The organism is Faecalibacterium sp. OF03-6AC, assembly GCF_003478175.1.
GTDB lineage: Bacteria > Bacillota > Clostridia > Oscillospirales > Ruminococcaceae > Faecalibacterium > Faecalibacterium taiwanense.
The window spans coordinates 87,697-109,108 of the sequence record NZ_QUEN01000008.1; the positions used below are offsets into that span (position 1 = coordinate 87,697).

A 21,412-nucleotide genomic window follows, 5' to 3' on the forward strand; every position below is an offset into this window, starting at 1 on the left:
ACTTATGTATCCAGATCCACGGCTTCCAGCACCGTGATGTCCTCTTTTTCAAAGGCGGTGCGGATCATCCCGGCAAGGCCTGGCATTTCGGCCTTGTTCTCGATGCACAGGGTGATGGTGCCATTCAGGCTGGAGGCTTCCACACCCATGGAGCCGCCATCCGGCGGGACCCAGACGTTGAAGTCTTTGGTGTACTGCTCAAGCTCCGGCGTAGCCGGCAGCAGCGGATTGCCCAGATAGCTGAGCCAGAAATCCGCCGGGACACCGCTGATGTACTCACCCATCTGGAACACCCTCTGCTTGATGCGCAGGGGTGCTTTCTGCTGGTCCACCTTGTACACCCAGCTCATTTGCTGGGTCATCTGGCGCAGCTTTGCCTCCGGCTGCAGGGTGCGGAGCACCTCGGCATCCATCTCCGGCACGATGTCCGCAAGGCGGGTGTCATCGTTCAGCTTCACGCCGCTCTGGAAGGAGCACACGCAGTTGTAAAGGGCATCCGGCACGCCCGCTTCCCTGCGGGTATCTGTCGAGTAGGAATACTGGATCTCGTCTTTGCCCAGATAGCTGCGCAGCGCAAGGCTCAGCAGACCGGCCAGCGCTGTAAAGGGCTTGACGCCGTTCTCCACTGCCCGGTCCACAAGGCTCTGCTTGGTCAGCCGCACCCGGGTGCGGCGCATCCTGCCCTCCCATGTCTGCACCACATCCCTCTGCATCGTGCTCTCGGTGGCTGTAGGGGATGGGTATTTTTCCATCATGGCCTCGATGTCATAGGCCGGGCTGCACAGGATGGGCGTGTTTGCAAACGCCGTGCCATAGCGCAGGTTGCAGTACTGTTCCAGAATGCGGGTGAGGAAGGGCGACACCCCGTGGCCGTCCATGAGGAAATGATACCAGTCAAAATAGACGGTGTCCCCCTCACAGCTCACGCTGAAAAGATAGCCGTTCGTTTCCTCCGGGATATCGCGCTGTGCACTGCCCTGATACACAAGGCAGGGGTTCGGGTTCGGCTCCAGAAAAAAGCTCCGCTTTTCCTGCACCAGCTGTACCCGATAGTACGGTGCGGCCGAAAGCGCCGCCTCCAGTGCGCGCTGCAAAAGAGCGGGTTCCACCGCATCCTGCAGCGCAAACTGGTACCGACACAGGATCTTCTCCCGACGGAAGAAGTACATCGTTCCCTGAAAGATGTACTCCGTCGAGCGCTGCGACTCATTCATGAACTGTTACCCCGCGTTTGCCGCCAGATAATCCACCAGATCCCCTATGGTCACAAAGTTGCGCAGCTCCTTTTCAGGGATGCGCAGGCCGAAGGTCTCCTCGAGGTCTGCCACAATGGTCAGGATCTCCATTGAGGACAGATCCAGATCGTCCATCAGGACGCTGTTCTCATTCACATCTTCGGGAGAGACCTCGGCAACATCCTCCAGGATGGCCAGGATCTGGGAAATGATCTCTGCTCGTTCCATAGAAATTTTCTTCCTTTCCGTGACGGATAATAGGCACAATCTCCTATGCCTTTCCATAATAATACCCTGATTCTCTCCTGTGCGCAAGGGTTCCGGCAACAAAGCTTTGTTTTTTGTCGGAACTCCTGTTTTCAGTCTGCCGGTCTGCCGGCCCATTTATGCATCCGGGCATTCGATTGCATCCGGATCACTGGCGCAGCAGTTTGCCTGCACCGTTGCGCGGCAGCGGCTCGGTGCTGAACTCCACTGCGCTCATGCGCTTGTACAGCGGCAGGGTGCGGTTTGCCTCGGTGATAAAGTCCCGCACCTGCTGCTGTTTGTCCTCATCGCAATAGACCACCACGCCGATCTTCTTGCCCATCTCTTTTACAACACATTCCTTCACGGCTTCGCACTTGCCCACGATGCCTTCCAGCTCTTCGGGGCTGATGTTCTCGCCGCTGTCCAGAATGATGAGGTTCTTCTTGCGGCCGGTCAGGAAATAGTAGCCGTCCTCGTCCTTGCGGACCAGATCGCCAGTGTGGAACCAGCCGTCCGCGTCAATGACCTCGGCGGTGGCCTCCGGGTCCTTGTAGTAGCCCAGCATGATGCTGTCGCCGCGCATGCACAGCTCGCCGTCCTCAGCGATTTTGTAGTCCAGATAATCGTTGCCCTGACCCACAGCGCCGATGTGCTTTGCGTCCTGTGCGTAGTTGATGATGCCGTCGCCGCAGGTCTCGGTGCTGCCGTAGGTCTGCACCACGAACATGCCGTGTTCCGCCATATCCAGCATCACCTGCGGGTCGAACATGGCAGAGGAGCAGATGGGCACCCACAGCTCACCCAGACGGTCCTTGCGGCCGCGCATCACATCGTGGTGGAGCGAGTTCATGATGACCGGCACCACCGCCATGGCCTGACTGGGCATCCGCTTTACCTCTTTATAGAAGTTGCGGATGTCGCTGCTGACGTTCAGCGCCCAGCCTGCGTGGGCCCAGGAGAACAGGCAGATGAAAGCGCCAAGATGGAACATGGGCAGCACGGTGTACTGGCTCATGACGAGGTCCGGTTCGTGCTTATACGCCATCATGTGCTCACCGATCTGGGTGTGGGCACGCATCACCGAGAAGAAATTCTTCTCGCTCAGCATCACGCCCTTGCTGCGGCCCGTGGTACCGGAGGTGAACATCAGGATCATCAGGGCTTCGTGGTCGATGCAGCGGGTCAGCTGCGCAGGCTCATAGCTTCGGAAGCCATCCATGGGGCGGAGGATATCGCCGTAGGCAGCCTTGAGCTGGTCGTTGAAGCCGTAGTCGTCGCCGTCGGTCAGGATGGCGTCCGGCTCCACAAGGCCCAGCTCGTAGCTCAGCTCGTCCCAGCTCTTGCGCTGGTTCAGCAGCACCAGCACCGCACCGGCCGCCACCACGCCAAAGGTGTTCACGGCATACTCGTAGCTGTTCTTGGTGAGCAGGCAGATCTTTTTGCCCTTGATCTCCGGGATGGTGGACTGGAAGTAATTCACCGCCTTGCGGATATCCTGCACATAATCCTTATAGAGGATGGTGGTCACGGCATCGTTTGCGGTGTCGTAGAAGCGGAAGGCCACATTATCCTTGAAGCGGTCTTCCATGTTGATGGTGATAAGGTCGTAGACATTATCCAGCACTCTGATCTTACGCATTGTTCTGTTTCCTCCTGTGCTCAGCGCAGCAGTTTTCCCATGGCGTTGCGGGGCAGCGGTTGTGCGCTGAACTCCGTCACCATGCGCTTGTACAGCGGCAGGCCGCGGTTGACCCCGGTGACGAACTCCTTCACCGCATCCTGCTTTGCAGGGTCACAGTAGATGAGGGCACAGATCTTTTTGTCCTTTTCCTTCACGATGCACTCCTGAATGTCCGCACAGGGCACCAGCAGCTTTTCCAGCTCCTCGGGGCTCACGTTCTCGCCGCTGTCCAGAATGATCACGTTCTTCTTGCGGCCGGTCAGGTACATGTAGCCGTCCTCTTCCACCCGGGCAATGTCGCCGGTGTGGAACCAGCCGTCTGCATCGATGACTTCTGCAGTGCCTTCCGGGTCCTTGTAGTAGCCCAGCATGATGGGGTCGCCCCGCATGCACAGCTCGCCGTCGTCCAGCTTGTATTCACAGCTGAGGTCCACATGGCCCACGCTGGTCAGGTACTTTGCCTCCTGTGAGGAGTTCCATGCACCGTCGCCGCAGGTCTCGGTCAGGCCGTACATCTGGGCCACAAAGAAGCCCTTCTCCATCATATCACTCAGAATCTTGGGGTCGAACATGGCAGCGCCGCAGGTCAGCACGCACAGGCCGTTCAGGCGGTCGCGGCGGCCCTTCATCACGTCGCTGTAGATGCTCTTCAGCAGCACCGGCACCACCGCCATCACCTCGCTGTGCATGGCACCCAGATCACGGTAGAAATACTTCAGGTTGTTGCACAGGTTGATGGAGTGGCCGGTGATACTCCACGAAACAAGGCTGGTCATGGCGGAGATGTGGAACATGGGCAGAGCGGACAGGGACGAGAACTCGTCGGTGTTCCAGCCCGTGTACTTCTTCACATCGTCAAAGGGGTCCAGAAAGGCCGGCATGGCGCTGAACAGGTTCTTCTGGCTCAGCATAACGCCCTTGCTGCGGCCGGTGGTGCCGGAGGTGAACATGATAAAGGCCAGAGCAGAGAGGTCCTCCACCTCGGTCACGTCCTCGGCAGGCTCATAGGCCGCAAAGACATCCATGGGCTTCAGGATGCTGCCGTAGGTCTCAGCGAGGGCAGGCTCCCGCTCCGCGAACTCGCCATCCTGCAGGATGCACACCGGCTCGGTGAGGCCCAGCTCATAGGAGATGGCATCCCAGTCCTTGCCAAGGTTCAGCGGCACAGCCACGGCTCCGGCAATGACCGTGCCGTACATGCAGATGACATACTGGTAGCTGTTGCGGGCCAGGATCGCCACACGCTTGCCGCGCACGTCGCCATACTCTGCACGCAGGAACGCCACGAACCGGCGCAGATCCTGGGCATACTGTGCGTAGTGCACCTCGGCCACGCCCTGCTTTTCTTCATCATACCAGCGCAGAGCCACACGGTCTGCAATGTTGGTTTCCATATTGCAAAGGGACTGATACAGTGATGTAATCATTTTTCTGCCTCCATTTTTATCATCCGATCCGGCGCTCCTGTGTACGCCAACACAGATCCTTCCAGTCATTTCCAACTGTGCCCAGTATACAATAAGGCCTGTGTCAATGCAAGAGTTTTGCAACATTTAATTCCCAATATTGACAATAAATTCTTGCACATCATGTCGTTTCCAGATGTAAATTCTGCCTTTCGCTGCGAAGCCGCCCTGCCTGTGCTATGCTTTTATTGCAGGCTGCAATGTGTCCTCCGCCCGCCGGACCGCAATTCAAAATTGACAGTCTGTGCAAAAAGCATTATACTGGGTTTATATCCATACAAAATTTTATCTTTTTCATTCAAAATCTACGCATTGTGCGGCATCCGGCTCTGAGGGAATGTCCCGCGCAAGGAAGGAACCTCCATGGAAGGAACCAAGCCCCGCACCGCCAGCTCCATCGGCATGTTCGACATGCTCAAGGGTGCCGGTATGCTGACCATCGTTTTTGCGCATACCGCCGAGCTTTATCCCATGCAGGCGGTCAGCGGCCTGTCCCTGACCGCGTTTTTCCCGTTCATCTACCGCGAAGCGCTGATGTCCGCCTTTTTTATTGCCAGCGGCTACGGCTTCCGCAAGCGCTCTATCCACAAGTGCATCCACCAGCAGCTCAAAAGCCTGCTCAAACCCTATGCTTACACGGCGCTGTTCACCTGCGTGCTGCACTTTATCATTCATTATAAGACGTTCCAGTATCTACCCGGCACCATCGGCGAGTCTATCAAGGTCACCGGCGGCTTTCTGCTGGGCCTGCCCCACACGGCCGAGTATTTCGGGCAGGAGTTCTTCTCCTGCGGGCCGATGTGGTATCTGCTGGCGCTGATGGTAGGCTGGGTGCTGCTGGATGTGATCCTGAACATCTTCCCGGAGCGCTATGTTCCATGGGCTGTGGCAGGCTGCGTCCTGCTGGGCTGGGGCGCGAGCCTTGTGTGGGAGCTGCCCTTCTGCCTGATCCAGGGTGCCGTGGTGGTGCCCTACCTCTATATCGGCTTCCTTGCCAAAAAGAAGCATCTGCTGGACGAGCCCCTGCCGCCCAAAGTCTTTGCCGGGCTGCTGGCCGCCACAGCACTCATTGCCGTAGGCGCTCTTGCTACCCGAACCACCGACTGCATCTCGCTGGCTGAGTGGTCACTGGGGCCGCTGAGCATCTTTCTGGACGGTGCTGCAGGCCTGCTTTTCATCCGGCTGTTCATGCGGCTCAGCCATGGCCATGGCCCCATCGTGCACTTTCTGGAAGCGGTGGGCCGCCGTTCGCTGAACATTTTCTGCGTACATACCGTGGAGATCATCGCTATTCCGTGGTATCTGATGGTAGCAAAGTTCTCTGCGCAGCCGGTGCTGGGCATGTGGCTGCAATATGCCATCGCTCTGGGCTCTATCTGGCTGGTGTGTGAGCTGCTGCGTGTACGCCGCGCACTCATCATCCGATTTTTCCCTGCACAGCGCAGAACGCCCGCCGTGCACTATACCTCCCGGCACTGACATGTTTTTCCGGCTGCTGCGGTGCAGCCCATCATAAAAGTAAGAGGAGAATCCGGTTATGAACAACGATGCCCCCGAGACCCTTGCTGCGGCCCGCAGCCGCGCTGCTGACTTGGAACAGCAGCTCAAGCTCTCTGACGAAGGTGTATCCCGGCTGGCACAGCGGTGTCTGGAGCTGGAACAACAGGTGCTGAACTATCAGGCCGCACTGGCAAGGCACGGCAGCGACAACGAGCCTGCCGCCCTCACCCTGCCACAGCTGTTCTACGATTCCGGCTCCGGCTATTCCCCGCGGGAATGCCTGACCGTTGCCGAGGACGCCTACGACGAACTGACCCATGAGGTCTCTGCGGTGTTCACCCTGCCCACGGATGCCCGTGCGCTGCGGCTGGACCCCGGTGAGCTGGCCTGCTGCGTGACTGACCTGAGCATCTCGGACGAGCGGCTGGAATGCCGCGCCATGAACGGCATCCAGCTGCAGGAAGACTGCCTGCTGTTTCTGGATGTGGACCCCAACCTGACCGTGCGCAGCACCGTGCCCTTTGCGGCCGGGATGAAGTTTGCCGTGACCTATCATTACTATCCGCTGGGCCGCTTCCAGCACGAGCAGCCCGGCAAGGCCCTGCTCAGCGCGTTGAATACCATCAAGCTGCAGGCTGAGGCCGAAAAGAACGATGTTCTGGAACAGCTGCAGGCTGCCCTTGCCGAGAACACCCGGCTGAACAATCAGCTGGCGGAACTGCAGAGCAGCCGTGCTGCTTATGAAGATTCGCTGGAAAACCTGTACGAGAGCAGCAGCTGGCGGCTTACCGCGCCGCTGCGTGCTTTGCGCCGCCTGCTGCGCGGCTGAATTGGATCGCTAAAGGAGTTGTCAACATGTACAGCAGTTACAGCACCCTGCAGCGTAAGCAGCTGACGAAGCAGGTTTATACCGATACCCAGAGCACCTATCTGCTGGTGTATGCACCGGGCCGTCATCAGGCGCTGGAGCACGCACTGGAAAACCAGCTGCACCGCAAGTTCCGGCTGGTGACGGAGCTGACCCCTGCCCTGACCGACTCGGTGGAGGGCGTGCTGCTGGTCAGCGAAGATCTGGAGTGCACCTCCACCGCCCTGACCTATTTTGCCGCCGCCCTGCGCACCGGTGCCGACCTTGTGGTGTGTGATGCCGCCTTTGGCTTCGATGGCTCCACCGCCCTTTATCTGAGCACCCAGCACATCCCGTGCAGCCGCTGCGCCATGGTATCGCGGAAGCTTCTGGACCGGGTGCGTGCCGCTGCGCGCGGAAGGGACAGCGTGACCGAGCTGCTGCGCCTTGCCACCGCCATGGCGGAAAACTGCCGCCGCATCCCGCAGTCTTTGCTGCACTTCCGGCGGGAGCTGTGTGCCGACGATGTGTTCTCTGCCTCCGGAAAGCGTGCTCTGATCCTGAGCCACGAGCTGACCATGACCGGTGCGCCCATCGTGCTGACAAGTGCCGTGCCGGTGCTGCGCAGCATGGGCTTTGAAGTGGTGGTGCTTGGCCCTGCGGACGACGGCTCGCTGCCGCTGTTTCTGGATGCCGGTGCCGCCGTTGTCACCCGCAGCGACTGCGTGATGAACTCGTCGCTGTGGGGCCTTGCCACCAGTGCCGATTTTGTGCTGGCCAACACCGTGGTAGAGGCAGCCGCCGTGAGCACCCTGAACGGCTCCTTCGTGCCGGTGCTGTGGTGGCTGCATGATGCCTTTGCAGGCTACCCGTTCATTGCGCACAAGATTCCCAAAACACTGGGCTCCAATGTGCATGTGTGCGCCGTAGGCTCCCACGCCACTGCCGCCATGCACTCGGTGCGGCCGGACTTCAGCATTGAACAGTTGATCTACGGTCTGCCGGACTATGCGCAGGAAAGCTTCCCGCCCTACGATATCAGCTATGCCGGCGGCAGGCCGCTGTTCGTGACCGTAGGTTCCTTTGAGCCGCGCAAGGGTCAGGATATTTTCTGCAACGCCATCCGCCTGCTAAAGCCCGAGGTGCGCCAGAAGGCTGCTTTCCTGTTCGTGGGCAAGGCGGCGGACAAGAGCCTGAAGAACGCCGTGGATGCACTGGTGGAGGATTACCCGGACACCGTTTTCTACCGCAAGCGTCTGGAACGGCCCGAGATCAAATCCCTGATGGATCAGTGCGCCTGCGTGGTATGCGCTTCCCGCGATGATCCCATGCCCACCTTCGTCACCGAGGGCCTGATCTTCGGCAAGCCCTCCATCGTGTCGGAGCACACCGGCACCGCCGGGCTGATCACCGAGGGCGTGGACGGCTTTGTGTACAAAGACGACGACCCGGATCAGCTGGCAAAGGTGCTGGAGCATGCTATCCTGCATCCGGAACAGCTGGCCGCCATGAAAGCTGACTGCCGGAAAATGTACGAGAAATATTATTCCAACGAAGCCTATGTTGCCACCCTGACACGGCTGGTGAACGAATCAACAGGCTAAAAACAAGATAAAGGCAAGGGTCGATGCGTGCATCCGCCCTTGCCTTTTTATCATTCCATCAAAATTGCACAAGAAAATTCCAGTTCCGTTCACAAAGACACAGGCCGCGTGTGTTATACTTTTATCAAATCATTCCGCCTGAAAGGAGCCTGTTCTCTCTATGAGCCAACCCACCTCTGCCGCACCTTCCCGCAAAAAGACAGTGATCTCGCTGCTGGTGCTCGCAGCACTTACCGGCATCATCGTGCTGCTGTTCGAGGACAACTGGGCCGAGATCACTGCAGCGCTTTCGCAGCTGTCCGCATGGCAGGTGCTGGTGGTGCTGGCCATCGGCCTCAGCTACCCGCTGCTGGAGGGGTGCGTGGCGTGGGTCATCGTGCGCAGCCGCATCCCGGGCTTCAGGCTCTGGCAGGGCATCGATACCGCGTGGTGCGGCACCTTTGGCAATGTGGTCACACTGGGCGCAGGCGCAGTGCCGGTGCAGACATGGTATCTGCACCGCTGCGGCCTGCCGGTTGGCCCGGGCGTGGGCCTGATGACCCTGCAGTACGTGTTCCACAAAACCACCGTGCTGCTGTATGCCACGGTGATGCTGCTGTTTCAGCACAGATGGCTTGCCGCCAACACCACCGGTGTGATGAATTATCTGCCCATGGCATACGCTGTAGTGGCGGCCATCATTGTGGTGCTGGTGCTGGTGTGCGTATCGCCGCTGGTGCAGGACCTTGCCCGCTGGCTGATGCGTCTGCTGCCCAAAACGGAAAAATGGCAGCAGCGCCGCGCCGACTGGCAGCAGCAGCTGGATGTTCTGGGCGAGGAGAGCCGCCGTCTGCTGGCAGATAAGCCCCGCTGCGCTGAAATTCTGGCATTGCAGGCGGTCAAGCTGTTCGGGCTGTTCTGCCTGCCCTACCTGTGCATCCGGTTCATGGGGCTTTCCCCTCTGAGCTTTTTGCAGGTGCAGCTGCTCACCAGCTTGATGCTGTTTTTGTCCAACGCCCTGCCCAATGTGGCCGGCATGGGCTCCATCGAGACGGCCTTCCTGCTGGTGTTCGGCAGCTTTCTGGAGCGCGGCGAGGTGATGAGCGTGATGATGCTTTACCGCATCGCCAGCTATTATGTGGTGTTCGCCGCCAGCGCCGTGGGCTTCTTCATCGCTCAGCGGCATCTGACCGATCTGGAGCCGCCAAAGGAGGATTGACCCGCCATGAAAGATAAGAGCATCCTGTCCCGGTTCGGCATTGTCATTTTAGTGCTGCTTGCACTGGTGCTGATCTTTCCTTCCGCAAAAGTCGACCTTGCATCCGGGATCAAGGCCAGCACACAGGCCAGTGTCCGGGTGGAGCACATTCAGAACTTTGCTCGCTCCGCAGAGATGGATGTTCAGCTGCTTTCTGCCGACGACCCTGCCTATCAGCAGATCGCAAACGTGCTTTCCGGCCTTACCTGTGTCAAGCGGTTCAACCAGCAGTATTCCTCCTACAGCCACGAATACCCGGTGGATTCCGTCACTGTGAGCTACTACGATGATGCCGAGAACAATAACCTCCTGTTCACCGTTTATTCCGACGGCACCGCCATCGTGAACAGCCAGTTCGTAAAGGTCAAAGAACCCAAGGGCGGCGCGGAGGAAGTGTATCAAAAGCTGGCGGAGATCATAGGATAATTGCAGATAAACCAACTCTTCGAGGTCGGCATCCTCGCCCTCTCAGCCTCGCTCTGCTTGGCAGCTCTCCCAAAGGGAGAGCCTCTGGCGAAACCAAAATGCTTTTCCGTGATGCCAAAGCCTCTCACTTTGGGAGAGGTGGCATCGCGCAGCGATGACGGAGAGGGCGAGGCCGTTTTCCTTATAAAAACAAAAAACAGGGCACGCAGGTGGTCAAGCTGCATGTCCCGTTTTTGTTTTTCTTTTGCACTTGGTGCGGTACCAATCACACCGAATGCCGCGCATCGAGCCATGGGAGCAAACTAAAACCACAGCTCATTTGAAAAAAGAGAATGGAATGGAGGAATTGGCGTTTGCGCAGCAATGAAAGCCCCAGTGGGGCTTTTAAGCCACAAAGCGGTCTTGCGTAAGCAAGATGGAGCGGCCCCGCCGCGACAAACTTGGGGTCTGTGCACATTACACAAACCGGTTTTTCACAGACACTTTTGCAGAAGCATCTGCTTTTCTGGTGCAACGTGGTTAGGTTTGTCTAACCTCGTTGCGAGAACAGAATACCACAGCCGGTTAGTCTTGTCAACCCTTATTTTTCGATTTTTTTCGCAAAATAGGTGCACCGCCGGGATTTCGGCGCTTTTTCTACATTCTGCCCAAAGAAAGCCCCTTGCTTTGGAAGAAAACCCACTTGTTATCTATTGCTTTTTAAAGTGGTTCTTGCTATTATAATAACGCAAGATTTTGTGGGCAGGTTTTCATTTTTGTCTACACCTTGTAGTCGGGGCTGCCGCAATCGGCAGTTCAAGACCGTTTTGCCCCCAGAAAGCCGCCATGCAGAGCGGTTTTTCAAAGGCTCATTAGTTAGAAAACGCTAACTGCGTAATGGAGCAAGGAGGTTCCAATGATCAATTTTGAACAGTGGGAAGGCTTTGAGGGCCGCATCTGGAAAGAAGAAGTCAATGTGCGCGACTTCATCCAGAAGAACTACACCCCGTATGACGGCGACGAAAGCTTTCTGGCCGGCCCCACCGAGGCGACCGACAAGCTGTGGGGTGCCCTGCAGAAGCTGCAGAAGGCCGAGCGCGCCAAGGGCGGCGTGCTGGATATGGAGACCGAAGTGGTCAGCAGCCTGACTGCTTACGGCCCCGGCTATATTGACGAAAGCCTGAAGGATCTGGAGCAGATCGTGGGTCTGCAGACCGACAAGCCCCTCAAGCGCGCCTTCATGCCCTACGGCGGCATCAAGATGGCAGAGCAGGCCTGCACCACCTACGGCTACCAGCCCAGCGCCGAGCTGCACAAGATCTTTACCGATTATACCCGCACCCACAATCAGGCTGTGTTTGATGCCTACACTCCTGAGATGAAGGCGGCCCGCCACACCCACATCATCACCGGCCTGCCGGACACCTACGGCCGCGGCCGCATCGTGGGCGACTACCGCCGCGTGGCCCTGTACGGCATCGATGCACTGATCAAGTTCAAGCAGGAGGACTTTGCCAACTGCGGCGACGGCACCATGACCGACGACGTGATCCGCCTGCGCGAGGAGATTGCCCGCCAGATCAGCGCCCTGAAGGGCATGAAGAAGATGGCCGAGGCCTACGGCTATGATATCTCTCAGCCCGCAAAGAACGCCAAGGAGGCCTGCCAGTGGCTGTACTTCGGGTATCTTGCCGCCATCAAGACCCAGAACGGCGCTGCCATGAGCGTGGGCCGCATCTCCACCTTCCTGGATATCTATATCCAGCGCGATCTGGACAACGGCACCCTGACCGAGACCCAGGCACAGGAGCTGATCGACCACATGGTCATGAAGTTCCGCATGGTCAAGTTTGCCCGCATCCCCAGCTACAACCAGCTGTTCTCCGGCGACCCCGTGTGGGCAACGCTGGAAGTGGGCGGCATCGGCATGGATGGCCGCAGCATGGTCACCAAGAACTGCTACCGCTTCCTGCACACGCTGGAAAACATGGGCCCCGCACCGGAGCCGAACCTGACCGTTCTGTACTCCTCCGCCCTGCCGGAGAGCTTCAAGAAATATGCCGCCAAGGTGTCCATCGATACCAGCTCTGTCCAGTACGAGAACGACGACGTGATGAAGCCCGTCTGGGGCGATGATTACTCCATCTGCTGCTGCGTGTCTGCCACCCAGACCGGCAAGGAGATGCAGTTCTTTGGTGCCCGCGCCAACCTTGCCAAGTGCCTGCTGTACGCCATCAACGGCGGTGTGGACGAGAAGAGCCACGAGCAGTGCGGCCCCAACTATGCCCCCATCACCAGCGAGTACCTGAACTACGACGAGGTGCTGCCCAAGTATGTCCAGATGCTGGACTGGCTGGCTGGCCTGTACGTCAATGTGCTGAACCTGATCCAGTATATGCACGACAAATACTACTATGAGGAAGCCGAGATGGCCCTCATCGACACCGATGTGCGCCGCACCTTTGCCACCGGCATTGCAGGCTTCTCCCACGTCATCGACTCCTTGAGCGCCATCAAGTACGCCAAGGTGAAGGTAGTGCGTGACGAGAGCGGCCTTGCCACCGGCTTTGAGACCGAGGGCGACTTCCCCAAGTACGGCAACGATGATGACCGCGCCGACGAGATCGGCGTGTGGCTGCTGCGCACCTTCCTGGAGATGATCAAGAAGCGCCACACCTACCGCAACTCTGAGGCTACCACCTCTATCCTGACCATCACCTCCAACGTGGTGTACGGCAAGTACACCGGCGCGCTGCCCGACGGCCGTGCCGCATTCACCCCGTTTGCTCCCGGTGCAAACCCCAGCTACGGCGCAGAGCAGAACGGCCTGCTGGCTTCCCTGAACTCGGTGGCAAAGCTGCCCTACCACTGGGCACTGGACGGCATCTCCAACACCCAGACCATCAACCCGGACGCTCTGGGCCACTGCGAAGGCGAGCGTGTGGAGAATCTGGTACAGGTCATGGACGGCTACTTCGATCAGGGCGCACACCACCTGAACGTCAACGTCTTTGGCAAGGAGAAGCTGCTGGACGCCATGGAGCACCCCGAGAAGGAGGAGTACGCCAACTTCACCATCCGCGTCTCCGGCTACGCCGTCAAGTTCATCGACCTGACCCGCGAGCAGCAGATGGACGTTATCTCCCGCACCTGCCATGCAGCCCTGTAACCCCATCGGCTATGTCCACTCGCTGGAATCCTTCGGCTCTGTGGACGGCCCCGGTGTGCGCTTTGTGGTGTTTTTGCAGGGGTGTGCCCTGCGGTGCAAATACTGCCACAACCCAGAAACGTGGGCTGCGGAGGGCGGCGAGGAATGGACGGCAGAAAAGCTGTTCCAGCGGGTCTACCGCTACCGCAACTACTGGGGCAAGAAGGGCGGCATCACGGTCAGCGGCGGCGAGCCGCTGCGCCAGATGGAGTTCCTGACGGCATTCTTCGAGCTGGCCCGCTCCAAAGGCGTGCACACGGCTCTGGATACCGCCGGGCAGCCCTTCCGGCCCAATGACCCGGCATACCTTGCCGCTTTTGACCGGCTGATGAAGTCCACCAGTCTGGTCATCCTCGATCTGAAGGAGATCGACCCGGAACGCCACCGGCAGCTCACCGGCAAAGACAATGCCAACATCCTTGCGATGGCGCGGCATATTTCTGACCTCGGCATCCCGCTGTGGATCCGGCATGTGCTGGTACCCGGCCTGACCGACGACGAGGAGGGCCTGCGCAGGACCGCAGACTTCATCCGCAGCCTGAAAACGGTGCAGCGGGTGGAGGTACTGCCCTACCACACGCTGGGCCTGTTCAAGTGGCAGAAGCTGGGCATCCCCTATCCTCTGCCGGACGCGGTGCCGCCTACCGCGGAGCAGGTGAAGCGTGCAGAAGAGCTGCTGGAAGTGAGCCGGTATCCCGGCTAAGCTCCTGATTTGAAAAACGACCGTTTCCGGTGTGCAGAATGCGCCGGGAGCGGTCGTTTTTTCTTGACTTCCCTTCTGTACACCGTTATAATGAAAAAAGTAAAAAAGGAGAAACAGCCATGCAGATTTTCAATACGCTGACCCGCCAGAAAGAAGAATTCGTGCCGCAGGTGCCCGGTGAATACCGCATCTATGTCTGCGGCCCTACCGTTTATAACTATATCCACATCGGCAACGCCCGCCCGCTGATCGTGTTCGATACCCTGCGCCGCTACCTTGAGTACCGCGGCAACAAGGTGTTCTATGTTTCCAACATCACCGATATCGACGATAAGCTCATTAAGAAGGGACAGGAGGAGGGCACCTCCATGAAGGAGGTCGCCCAGCGCTTTGAGGCCGAGTACCTCAAGGATGCCGCCGGCCTCAACTGCAAAAAGCCCACCGTCCAGCCCCGGGCCACCGAGCACATCCAGCAGATCCTGGATATCGTGAAGGATCTGATCGACTCCGGTCACGCCTACGTTGCCAAGAACGGCGATGTGTACTTCCGGGTGAAGAGCGATCCCGAGTACGGCAAGCTGAGCCATTTGAAGCTGGACGATCTGGAGAGCGGCAACCGTGAGCTGCGCAGCCAGATGGACGACGACCTGAAGGAGGACCCTGCAGACTTTGCCGTGTGGAAGGCCGCAAAGCCCGGTGAACCTGCATGGGAGAGCCCCTACGGCATGGGCCGTCCGGGCTGGCATATCGAGTGCAGCGCCATGAGCCGCACCCATCTGGGCAAGACCATTGATCTGCACTGCGGCGGTCAGGACCTGATCTTCCCCCACCACGAGAATGAGATCGCACAGAGCGAGTGCGCCAACGGCTGCACCTTTGCCCGCTACTGGATGCACAATGGCTTCATCAACGTGGACAATCAGAAGATGTCCAAGAGCCTGCACAACTTCTTCACCGTGCGGGACGTGGCGGACGTCTACGGCTACGAACCCATCCGCTATTTCATGCTGACCGCAGGCTACCGGATGCCGCTGAACTACACCGTGGACCTCATTGAAAGCTGCAAGAACAGTCTCGAGCGCCTGTACACCTGCCGCGAGAATCTAGACTTTGCCCTGACCAAGGATGCCTTTGGCACCGACGAGACTCTGAAGGAAAAGGCTGCCGAGGCCCGCACCAAGTTCTGCACCGCCATGGACGATGACCTGAACACCCCGGATGCACTGGCTGCCGTGTTCGATCTGGTCAAGGAGATCAACACGCTGTCGGCTGTTTCCTCCAAGGATGCCCTGCAGACCGCCGCCGCTGCGTTCGACGAGATCACCGGCGTACTGGGCCTGCTGTACAACCGCAAGAAGGACGAGGTGCCCGCCGAGGTGACTGAGCTGGTAGAGAAGCGTGCCGCCGCCAAGAAGGCCAAGGACTGGGCCACTGCCGATGCCATCCGTGCACAGCTGACCGAACTGGGCTGGGCGGTCAAGGACACTGCACAGGGCCCGCAGCTGAGCAAACTGTAACACCTCCTAAAATGCCCTCCGTTTCACTCTGGGCATCTTTAGCAGAATTAGTATTTTGAATTTACGACCCGGAAAGATCTGCGGATCTTTCCGGGTCGTTTTTTCACGAGAAAAGCAGCTTCTTATAAAGCCGTGCTGTTTTTGCCGTTTTTCTCTTTACATTCCAAACGCAATTTGCCATAATAAAACCAGAAATAACATTACCGGAGGCAGGCACAATGAAGGTCATGGTTTTTGACGTAGGAGGCACCGAGATCAAATATTCGGTCATGGACGAGCAGATGAACCGTTTCGATTCCGGTTCCGTGCCCACGCCGCAGGATACGCTGGCGCATTTTCTCGACACAATATACGCTCTGTATGCACCGCATAAGGATGAAGTGGACGGTATCGCCATGGCGCTGCCCGGCTTTGTGGATGCCAACACCGGCTATGTCTCCAACGGCGGGGCACTTCTGTACAACACCGGCACGCAGGTGGGGCAGCTGGTGCGCGAAAGATGCGGCTGCCGTGTCACGCTGGAAAACGACGGCAAGGCTGCAGCCATTGCAGAGCTGCGGGCCGGTGCCTTGCAGGGCTGCTGCAATGCGGCAGTGTTTATCATCGGCACCGGCGTGGGCGGCGGCATCATTGCCAATGGCCAGCTGGTGCGCGGCATGCACTTTACCGCAGGAGAGTACAGCTTTGTGAACACCAACGCCGACGAGTGGGAGAATACCGAAAAAACCATGGCCTGCCAGTGCAGCACCAAATACCTGCTCAAGTGGTACCGCGCCCGCAAGGGCCTGCCCGCCGATGCCCCCATGAATGGCAAACTCTTTTTTGAAGCCGCCAATGCCGCCGAGCCGGAAGCGCTGGAAGTGCTGGAACGGTTCTGCAGGATGGTGGCCGTGCAGATCTACAACCTGACCGTATTGCTGGATGTGGAAAAGGTAGCCATCGGCGGCGGCATCAGCAAGCAGCCGCTGCTGCTGGACGATCTGCGCCGGGTATATGCCGGGCTGTTTGCTTCCCGTGGGGAATCACCTTACATGATCGGTCTGCCCCGCTGCGAGATCGTGCCCTGCCATTTCAGCAGCGAAGCCAATCAGGTGGGAGCATTGTATACCTATCTGCAGGCGGAAAGTGAAGCCATTTAATGGCTTCCGCTTCGCTCCAGCCCTATTCAGCGGAACAATTATTTTTATAGAGCAAACTCCGGCAGACTGCGGTCTGCCGGAGTTTGCATTTTCACAGGATAGGGCCGTATTGGAAAACGGCATTCTCTCTTAGATTTACTTATTGGTCAGCCGGTTGAAGTGCGGCTTTTCGTCTTCTTCCTTCTTCGGTTCCGGCTTTTCCGCCGGGGTCAGGCGCACCTCGGTCACGCGGCGCTTGGCCGTGCGGGTAACGACACCGTCGTACTCGCCCAGCGTGAACCGGTCGCCCACCTTGGGCAGATGGCAGGTTTTTTCCTGCACCAGACCGTTCACCGTATTGGAATCGATATCCTCATCCTCCGGCAGGCCCAGCCTCTCATACAGGTCGTCCACACCGGCACTGCCCAGCACGATCCAGCTGCCGTCCGACTGTTTGCGGAAGTCCTCGGTCGCTTCGTCGTGCTCGTCCCAGATCTCGCCTACCAGCTCTTCCAGAATATCTTCCAGCGTGATGATGCCCTCGGTACCGCCGTACTCGTCCACCACCACCGCCATGTGATGGTGCTGCTCGCGCAGGGTGCGCAGCAGCTGGGAGATCTGGGTGGAGCCGGTGGTATAAAGGGTGGGCTTCACAAGGTCTTCCAGCGTGGTATCCTTGCGCAGGCGGCCAAGGTAAAAGTCCTTTTCATGTACCACACCGATGATGTTGTCAATGGTGCCGTGGTAAACGGGCAGACGGGAATATCCCGATTCCGCAAAGGTATCGGCCACCTCATCCAGCGAGAGGTCGTCCTCCACCGCGATCACATCCACGCGGGGCGTGAGGATCTCCTCCACCTCCACATCGTCGAACTCAATGGCGCTGCGGATGAGCTGGCTTTCCCGGTCGGTCAGCTCGCCGTCGTTCTCGGCCTCGCTGACCATGGTCATCAGCTCACCCTCAGTGATGGTGTCCTCCTCGGTGCTGCGGATGAAATGCCCCAGCAGGCGCTTCCACTGGCTGAACAGCCAGGTCAGCGGGGTGAACAGGATCATGAGCAGGTTCAAAAAGGGCGAAACCGCCGTTGCAACCGTCTCCGGCATCTCCTTTGCAAGGCTCTTGGGGGTCACCTCGCCAAAGATCAGAACCACAATGGTCAGCACGAAGGTGGACACCGTCGCGCCCCGCTCCGGGTCCAGCAGGCGGGTGAACAGCACTGTGCCAATGGATGCTGCGGCAATGTTGACGATATTGTTGCCGATGAGGATGGTGGAGAGCAGCTTGTCGTACTTTTCCGACATAGCCAGCACGCGGGCTGCTGCCGAATCGCCGTCCTCGGCGCGGCTTTTCAGGCGGATCTGGTTCAGGGAAGAAAATGCGGTCTCAGAGGCGGAGAAAAAGGCGGAAAATGCCACCAGAATGATCAGCGCCGCCAAAAGCGTAATACTGCCATCGTCCATAAAAAGGGAAATCACACTCAACTTTCTGTTTTTATTAAAGAACAGACTCCCTCAGTCTGCTTCGCAACCAGCTCCCTCAAAGAGGGAGCCTTGCCGCGTGATGACAGAAGGAGTTCTTTCCGTATACAAAAATGTGCTCCCCATCGTTGCTGTTCCGCGATGAAAAGCACATCAATGTTATTTGTAATCATACCATATTCTGTACGGTGGTGCAAGCTTTCTTGCCGCAAAGTCCGTACAGAACAGGTAAAATTTACATTATCGCAGGGTCAAAGCGCCATTCTCGCAGTCTACCGTCAGGGTGTTGCCCTCGGTATAGCTGCCCTGAATGATGGCCTTGGCGATCAGGGTCTCCACGCGGCTCTGGATGAACCGCTTGATGGGACGTGCGCCATAGACGCTGTCGTAAGCAGAATCGATGATGAAGTCCTTGGCAGCGGTGGTGACCTCCAGCTTGAGGTGCTTGCCCTCGTCCATGCGCTTGCGCAGATCCTGCAGCTGCAGATCCACGATCTTGCGCATCTCGTCCTTGGTCAGGCTCTTGTAGTAGACGATCTCATCCAGACGGTTCAGAAACTCGGGGCGGAACTTGCTCTTCAGCAGCTGGTCGATCTGGTGCTTTGCTTCCTCGCTCAGCTCGTTGGAGCCGTTGGCACGGCGCTGCTCCAGATCGTTCAGGATGATGTCGCTGCCCAGATTGGAGGTGAGGATGATGACCGTGTTCTTGAAGTCCACGGTGCGGCCCTGACTGTCGGTGATGCGGCCATCGTCCAGCACCTGCAGCAGGATGTTGAACACATCGGGGTGGGCTTTTTCCACCTCATCGAACAGCACCACGCTGTAGGGCTTGCGGCGCACAGCCTCAGTCAGCTGGCCGCCCTCTTCGTAACCGACATATCCCGGAGGCGCGCCGATCAGACGGCTGACGCTGAACTTCTCCATATACTCGGTCATATCGATTCGCACCATGTTGCGCTCGTCGTCAAACAAGGCCTGTGCCAGTGCCTTGGCCAGCTCAGTCTTGCCAACGCCGGTGGGGCCGAGGAACAGGAAGCTGCCGATGGGGCGGTTGGGGTTGGCGATACCGGCGCGGCTGCGCAGGATGGCCTCGCTCACCTTGGTCACAGCCTCGTCCTGACCGATGACCCGCTGGTGCAGCACATCGTCCAGATGCAGCAGCTTCTCACGCTCACCCTCCACCAGTTTCTCCACCGGGATGCCGGTCCAGCGGGCCACGATGCGGGCGATCTCCTCATCGGTCACGCGGTCACGCAGCAGGCTGTCCTCCTTCTTGGCGGCGGCAATCTTCTCTTCCTCTTCCAGCTGTTTCTGCAGCTGGGGCAGCTTGCCGTATTTCAGCTCAGCGGCCTTGTTCAGGTCGTACTCGCGCTGGGCCTTTTCAATGTCGGCGTTGGTCTGCTCGATCTGCTCACGCAGGGATTGTACCTTGCCGATGGCGTTCTTCTCGTTCTCCCACTTTGCCTTCATGCTGCGGAACTTGTCCTGCAGCTCGGCCAGCTCCTTTTCCAGATCCTTCAGGCGGCTCTGGCTCAGGGCATCGGTCTCCTTTTTCAGGCTCACCTGCTCGATCTGCAGTTGGGTGATGCGGTGGGCCAGATCGTCCATCTCGCTGGGCATGCTGTCCATCTCGGTCTTGATCATGGCGCAGGCTTCATCCACAAGGTCGATGGCCTTATCCGGCAGGAAACGATCCGTGATATAGCGGTCGGAAAGGGTGGCAGCTGCGATCAGGGCGCTGTCGTTGATCTTCACGCCGTGGAACACCTCGTAGCGTTCCTTCAGGCCGCGCAGGATGGAGATGGTGTCCTCCACGGTGGGCTCATCCACCTGTACCGGCTGAAAGCGGCGCTCCAGAGCGGGGTCTTTCTCGATATACTGGCGGTACTCGTCCAGCGTGGTGGCACCGATGCAGTGCAGCTCGCCCCGGGCCAGCATGGGCTTGAGCAGGTTGCCCGCGTCCATGGCACCATCGGTCTTGCCGGCACCCACGATGGTGTGCAGCTCATCGATGAAGAGGATGATCTTGCCCTCGCTCTTCTTCACCTCGTTCAGCACGCTCTTCAGGCGCTCCTCAAACTCGCCGCGGTACTTTGCACCGGCCACCAGAGCGCCCATGTCCAAGCTGAACACGATGCGGTCCTTCAGGTTTTCGGGCACATCGCCGCGCACGATACGCTGTGCAAGACCCTCTGCAATGGCGGTCTTGCCAACGCCGGGCTCACCGATCAGGCAGGGGTTGTTCTTGGTCTTACGGGACAGGATGCGGATCACGTTGCGGATCTCCTGATCACGGCCGATGACGGGGTCCAGCTTCTGCTTGCGGGCAAGGTCTACCAGATCCTGACCATACTTCTGCAGGGCGTTGTAGGTCTCCTCGGGATTGTCGTTGGTCACACGCTGGTTGCCGCGCACAGCCGTCAGTTGCTGCAGGAACTTATCTTTCGTGATGCTGAACGCACGGAACAACTCGGTGGTGTTCTGGGTCTGCTCGTCCAGCAGACCAAGGAACACATGCTCCACGCTGATATAGTCGTCCTTCATGGCCTTGGCTTCTCGGGCGGCGGCGCTGAGCACCTTATCGGCAGCCTGCGAGATATAGACCTTGTCGGGGTCACGGCCGGAGCCGGAGACCCGGGGCAGAGCCGAAAGCTTTTCGGCCACGGCGGCAGCAAAACTGCCGGGGTCAACATTCAGCTTCTGCAACAGCTGCGGGATCAGACCCTGCTCCTGCGAAGCCAGTGCGTGCAGCAGATGTTCGGGTTCCAGCTGGTTATGCTGATACTCCACAGCCAGCTGCTGCGCTGCCTGCAGAGCTTCCAGCGTTTTCTGCGTATATTGATTGGTATTCATAAAGTCAAGCCTCCATTCATACCGGAAGGTTTATTTTAGCGGACATGATAGTCGTCTGCTAAAAGCCCGGTGCAGAGATGCTGCCGAACGGGAAGCAGCGGCTATTCTTCAGTTGTTTCACGGTTTCAAGCACCTCCTGCCGAACTGGTTTTGCTTGTTTTAGCACTCTATCTGTTCGACTGCTAAAACTATACTCCTGTTTCCCCACTTTGTCAATAGGGTTCATAAAAAGTTTGCAAATCATAATTTTTTCAACAAAAAAGCACCACACAGCTTTTCAGCCGTGCAGTGCATCCTTGCAATTTGTCGA

General features: G+C 58.3%; 15 protein-coding genes. 9 read left to right on the plus strand and 6 right to left on the minus strand.

What is annotated here, in order from left to right; genetic code table 11:
• Positions 1–2 precede the first annotated feature (2 nt).
• From DXA66_RS10330 to DXA66_RS10345, 4 genes are all read right to left on the minus strand, one after another.
• A complete protein-coding gene (locus DXA66_RS10330) occupies positions 3–1,214 on the minus strand; it encodes a hypothetical protein (RefSeq protein ID WP_118528713.1) in 1,212 nt (403 codons plus the stop codon).
• A gap of 6 nt (positions 1,215–1,220) precedes the next feature.
• Positions 1,221–1,463 (minus strand): acyl carrier protein, encoded by a 243-nt coding sequence (locus DXA66_RS10335; RefSeq protein ID WP_044953961.1) that lies wholly within the window; start codon positions 1,461–1,463, stop codon positions 1,221–1,223.
• Positions 1,464–1,650: 187 nt separating this feature from the next.
• Complete coding sequence (locus tag DXA66_RS10340; RefSeq protein WP_118528715.1) at positions 1,651–3,123, minus strand: class I adenylate-forming enzyme family protein; 1,473 nt, start codon at positions 3,121–3,123, stop codon at positions 1,651–1,653.
• Positions 3,124–3,143: 20 nt separating this feature from the next.
• Positions 3,144–4,592 carry a class I adenylate-forming enzyme family protein gene (locus DXA66_RS10345; protein WP_243089091.1) on the minus strand — a complete coding sequence of 483 codons (1,449 nt, stop codon included), beginning with the start codon at positions 4,590–4,592 and terminating at the stop codon, positions 3,144–3,146.
• A 402-nt stretch (positions 4,593–4,994) separates the two neighbouring features.
• On the opposite strand from DXA66_RS10345, the gene DXA66_RS10350 reads away from it, so the two are divergent.
• The 9 genes from DXA66_RS10350 to DXA66_RS10395 all read left to right on the plus strand — a co-directional run bounded on the left by DXA66_RS10350 (position 4,995) and on the right by DXA66_RS10395 (position 16,791).
• On the plus strand, positions 4,995–6,110 hold the full coding sequence (locus DXA66_RS10350; RefSeq protein WP_097777403.1) for an acyltransferase: 1,116 nt from the start codon (positions 4,995–4,997) through the stop codon (positions 6,108–6,110).
• A gap of 58 nt (positions 6,111–6,168) precedes the next feature.
• Complete coding sequence (locus DXA66_RS10355) at positions 6,169–6,960, plus strand: hypothetical protein (RefSeq protein ID WP_097777402.1); 792 nt, start codon at positions 6,169–6,171, stop codon at positions 6,958–6,960.
• Between the two features lie 26 nt (positions 6,961–6,986).
• Positions 6,987–8,582: a glycosyltransferase family 4 protein gene (locus tag DXA66_RS10360; RefSeq protein WP_118528717.1), complete on the plus strand. Its 1,596-nt coding sequence runs from the start codon at positions 6,987–6,989 to the stop codon at positions 8,580–8,582.
• A 160-nt stretch (positions 8,583–8,742) separates the two neighbouring features.
• On the plus strand, positions 8,743–9,780 hold the full coding sequence (locus DXA66_RS10365; protein WP_118528719.1) for a lysylphosphatidylglycerol synthase transmembrane domain-containing protein: 1,038 nt from the start codon (positions 8,743–8,745) through the stop codon (positions 9,778–9,780).
• A 6-nt stretch (positions 9,781–9,786) separates the two neighbouring features.
• Positions 9,787–10,245, plus strand: coding sequence for a hypothetical protein (locus tag DXA66_RS10370; protein WP_118528721.1), 459 nt, complete (start codon positions 9,787–9,789; stop codon positions 10,243–10,245).
• An 895-nt stretch (positions 10,246–11,140) separates the two neighbouring features.
• On the plus strand, positions 11,141–13,393 hold the full coding sequence (gene pflB, locus DXA66_RS10380) for a formate C-acetyltransferase (protein ID WP_118528725.1): 2,253 nt from the start codon (positions 11,141–11,143) through the stop codon (positions 13,391–13,393).
• Positions 13,380–14,135, plus strand: coding sequence for a pyruvate formate-lyase-activating protein (gene pflA, locus DXA66_RS10385; RefSeq protein WP_118528727.1), 756 nt, complete (start codon positions 13,380–13,382; stop codon positions 14,133–14,135). Before pflB ends, pflA begins: the two co-directional genes overlap by 14 nt.
• A 119-nt stretch (positions 14,136–14,254) precedes the next feature.
• Positions 14,255–15,652, plus strand: coding sequence for a cysteine--tRNA ligase (gene cysS, locus DXA66_RS10390; protein ID WP_097774303.1), 1,398 nt, complete (start codon positions 14,255–14,257; stop codon positions 15,650–15,652).
• Between the two features lie 218 nt (positions 15,653–15,870).
• Positions 15,871–16,791, plus strand: a complete 921-nt coding sequence (locus DXA66_RS10395) for an ROK family protein (protein WP_118528729.1) — start codon at positions 15,871–15,873, stop codon at positions 16,789–16,791.
• A 135-nt stretch (positions 16,792–16,926) separates the two neighbouring features.
• On the opposite strand, the gene DXA66_RS10400 is transcribed toward DXA66_RS10395, so the two are convergent.
• Both DXA66_RS10400 and clpB read right to left on the minus strand, forming a co-directional pair.
• Positions 16,927–18,231: an HlyC/CorC family transporter gene (locus tag DXA66_RS10400; RefSeq protein ID WP_118528767.1), complete on the minus strand. Its 1,305-nt coding sequence runs from the start codon at positions 18,229–18,231 to the stop codon at positions 16,927–16,929.
• Between the two features lie 258 nt (positions 18,232–18,489).
• Complete coding sequence (gene clpB / locus DXA66_RS10405; RefSeq protein WP_097774301.1) at positions 18,490–21,102, minus strand: ATP-dependent chaperone ClpB; 2,613 nt, start codon at positions 21,100–21,102, stop codon at positions 18,490–18,492.
• Positions 21,103–21,412 lie beyond the last annotated feature (310 nt).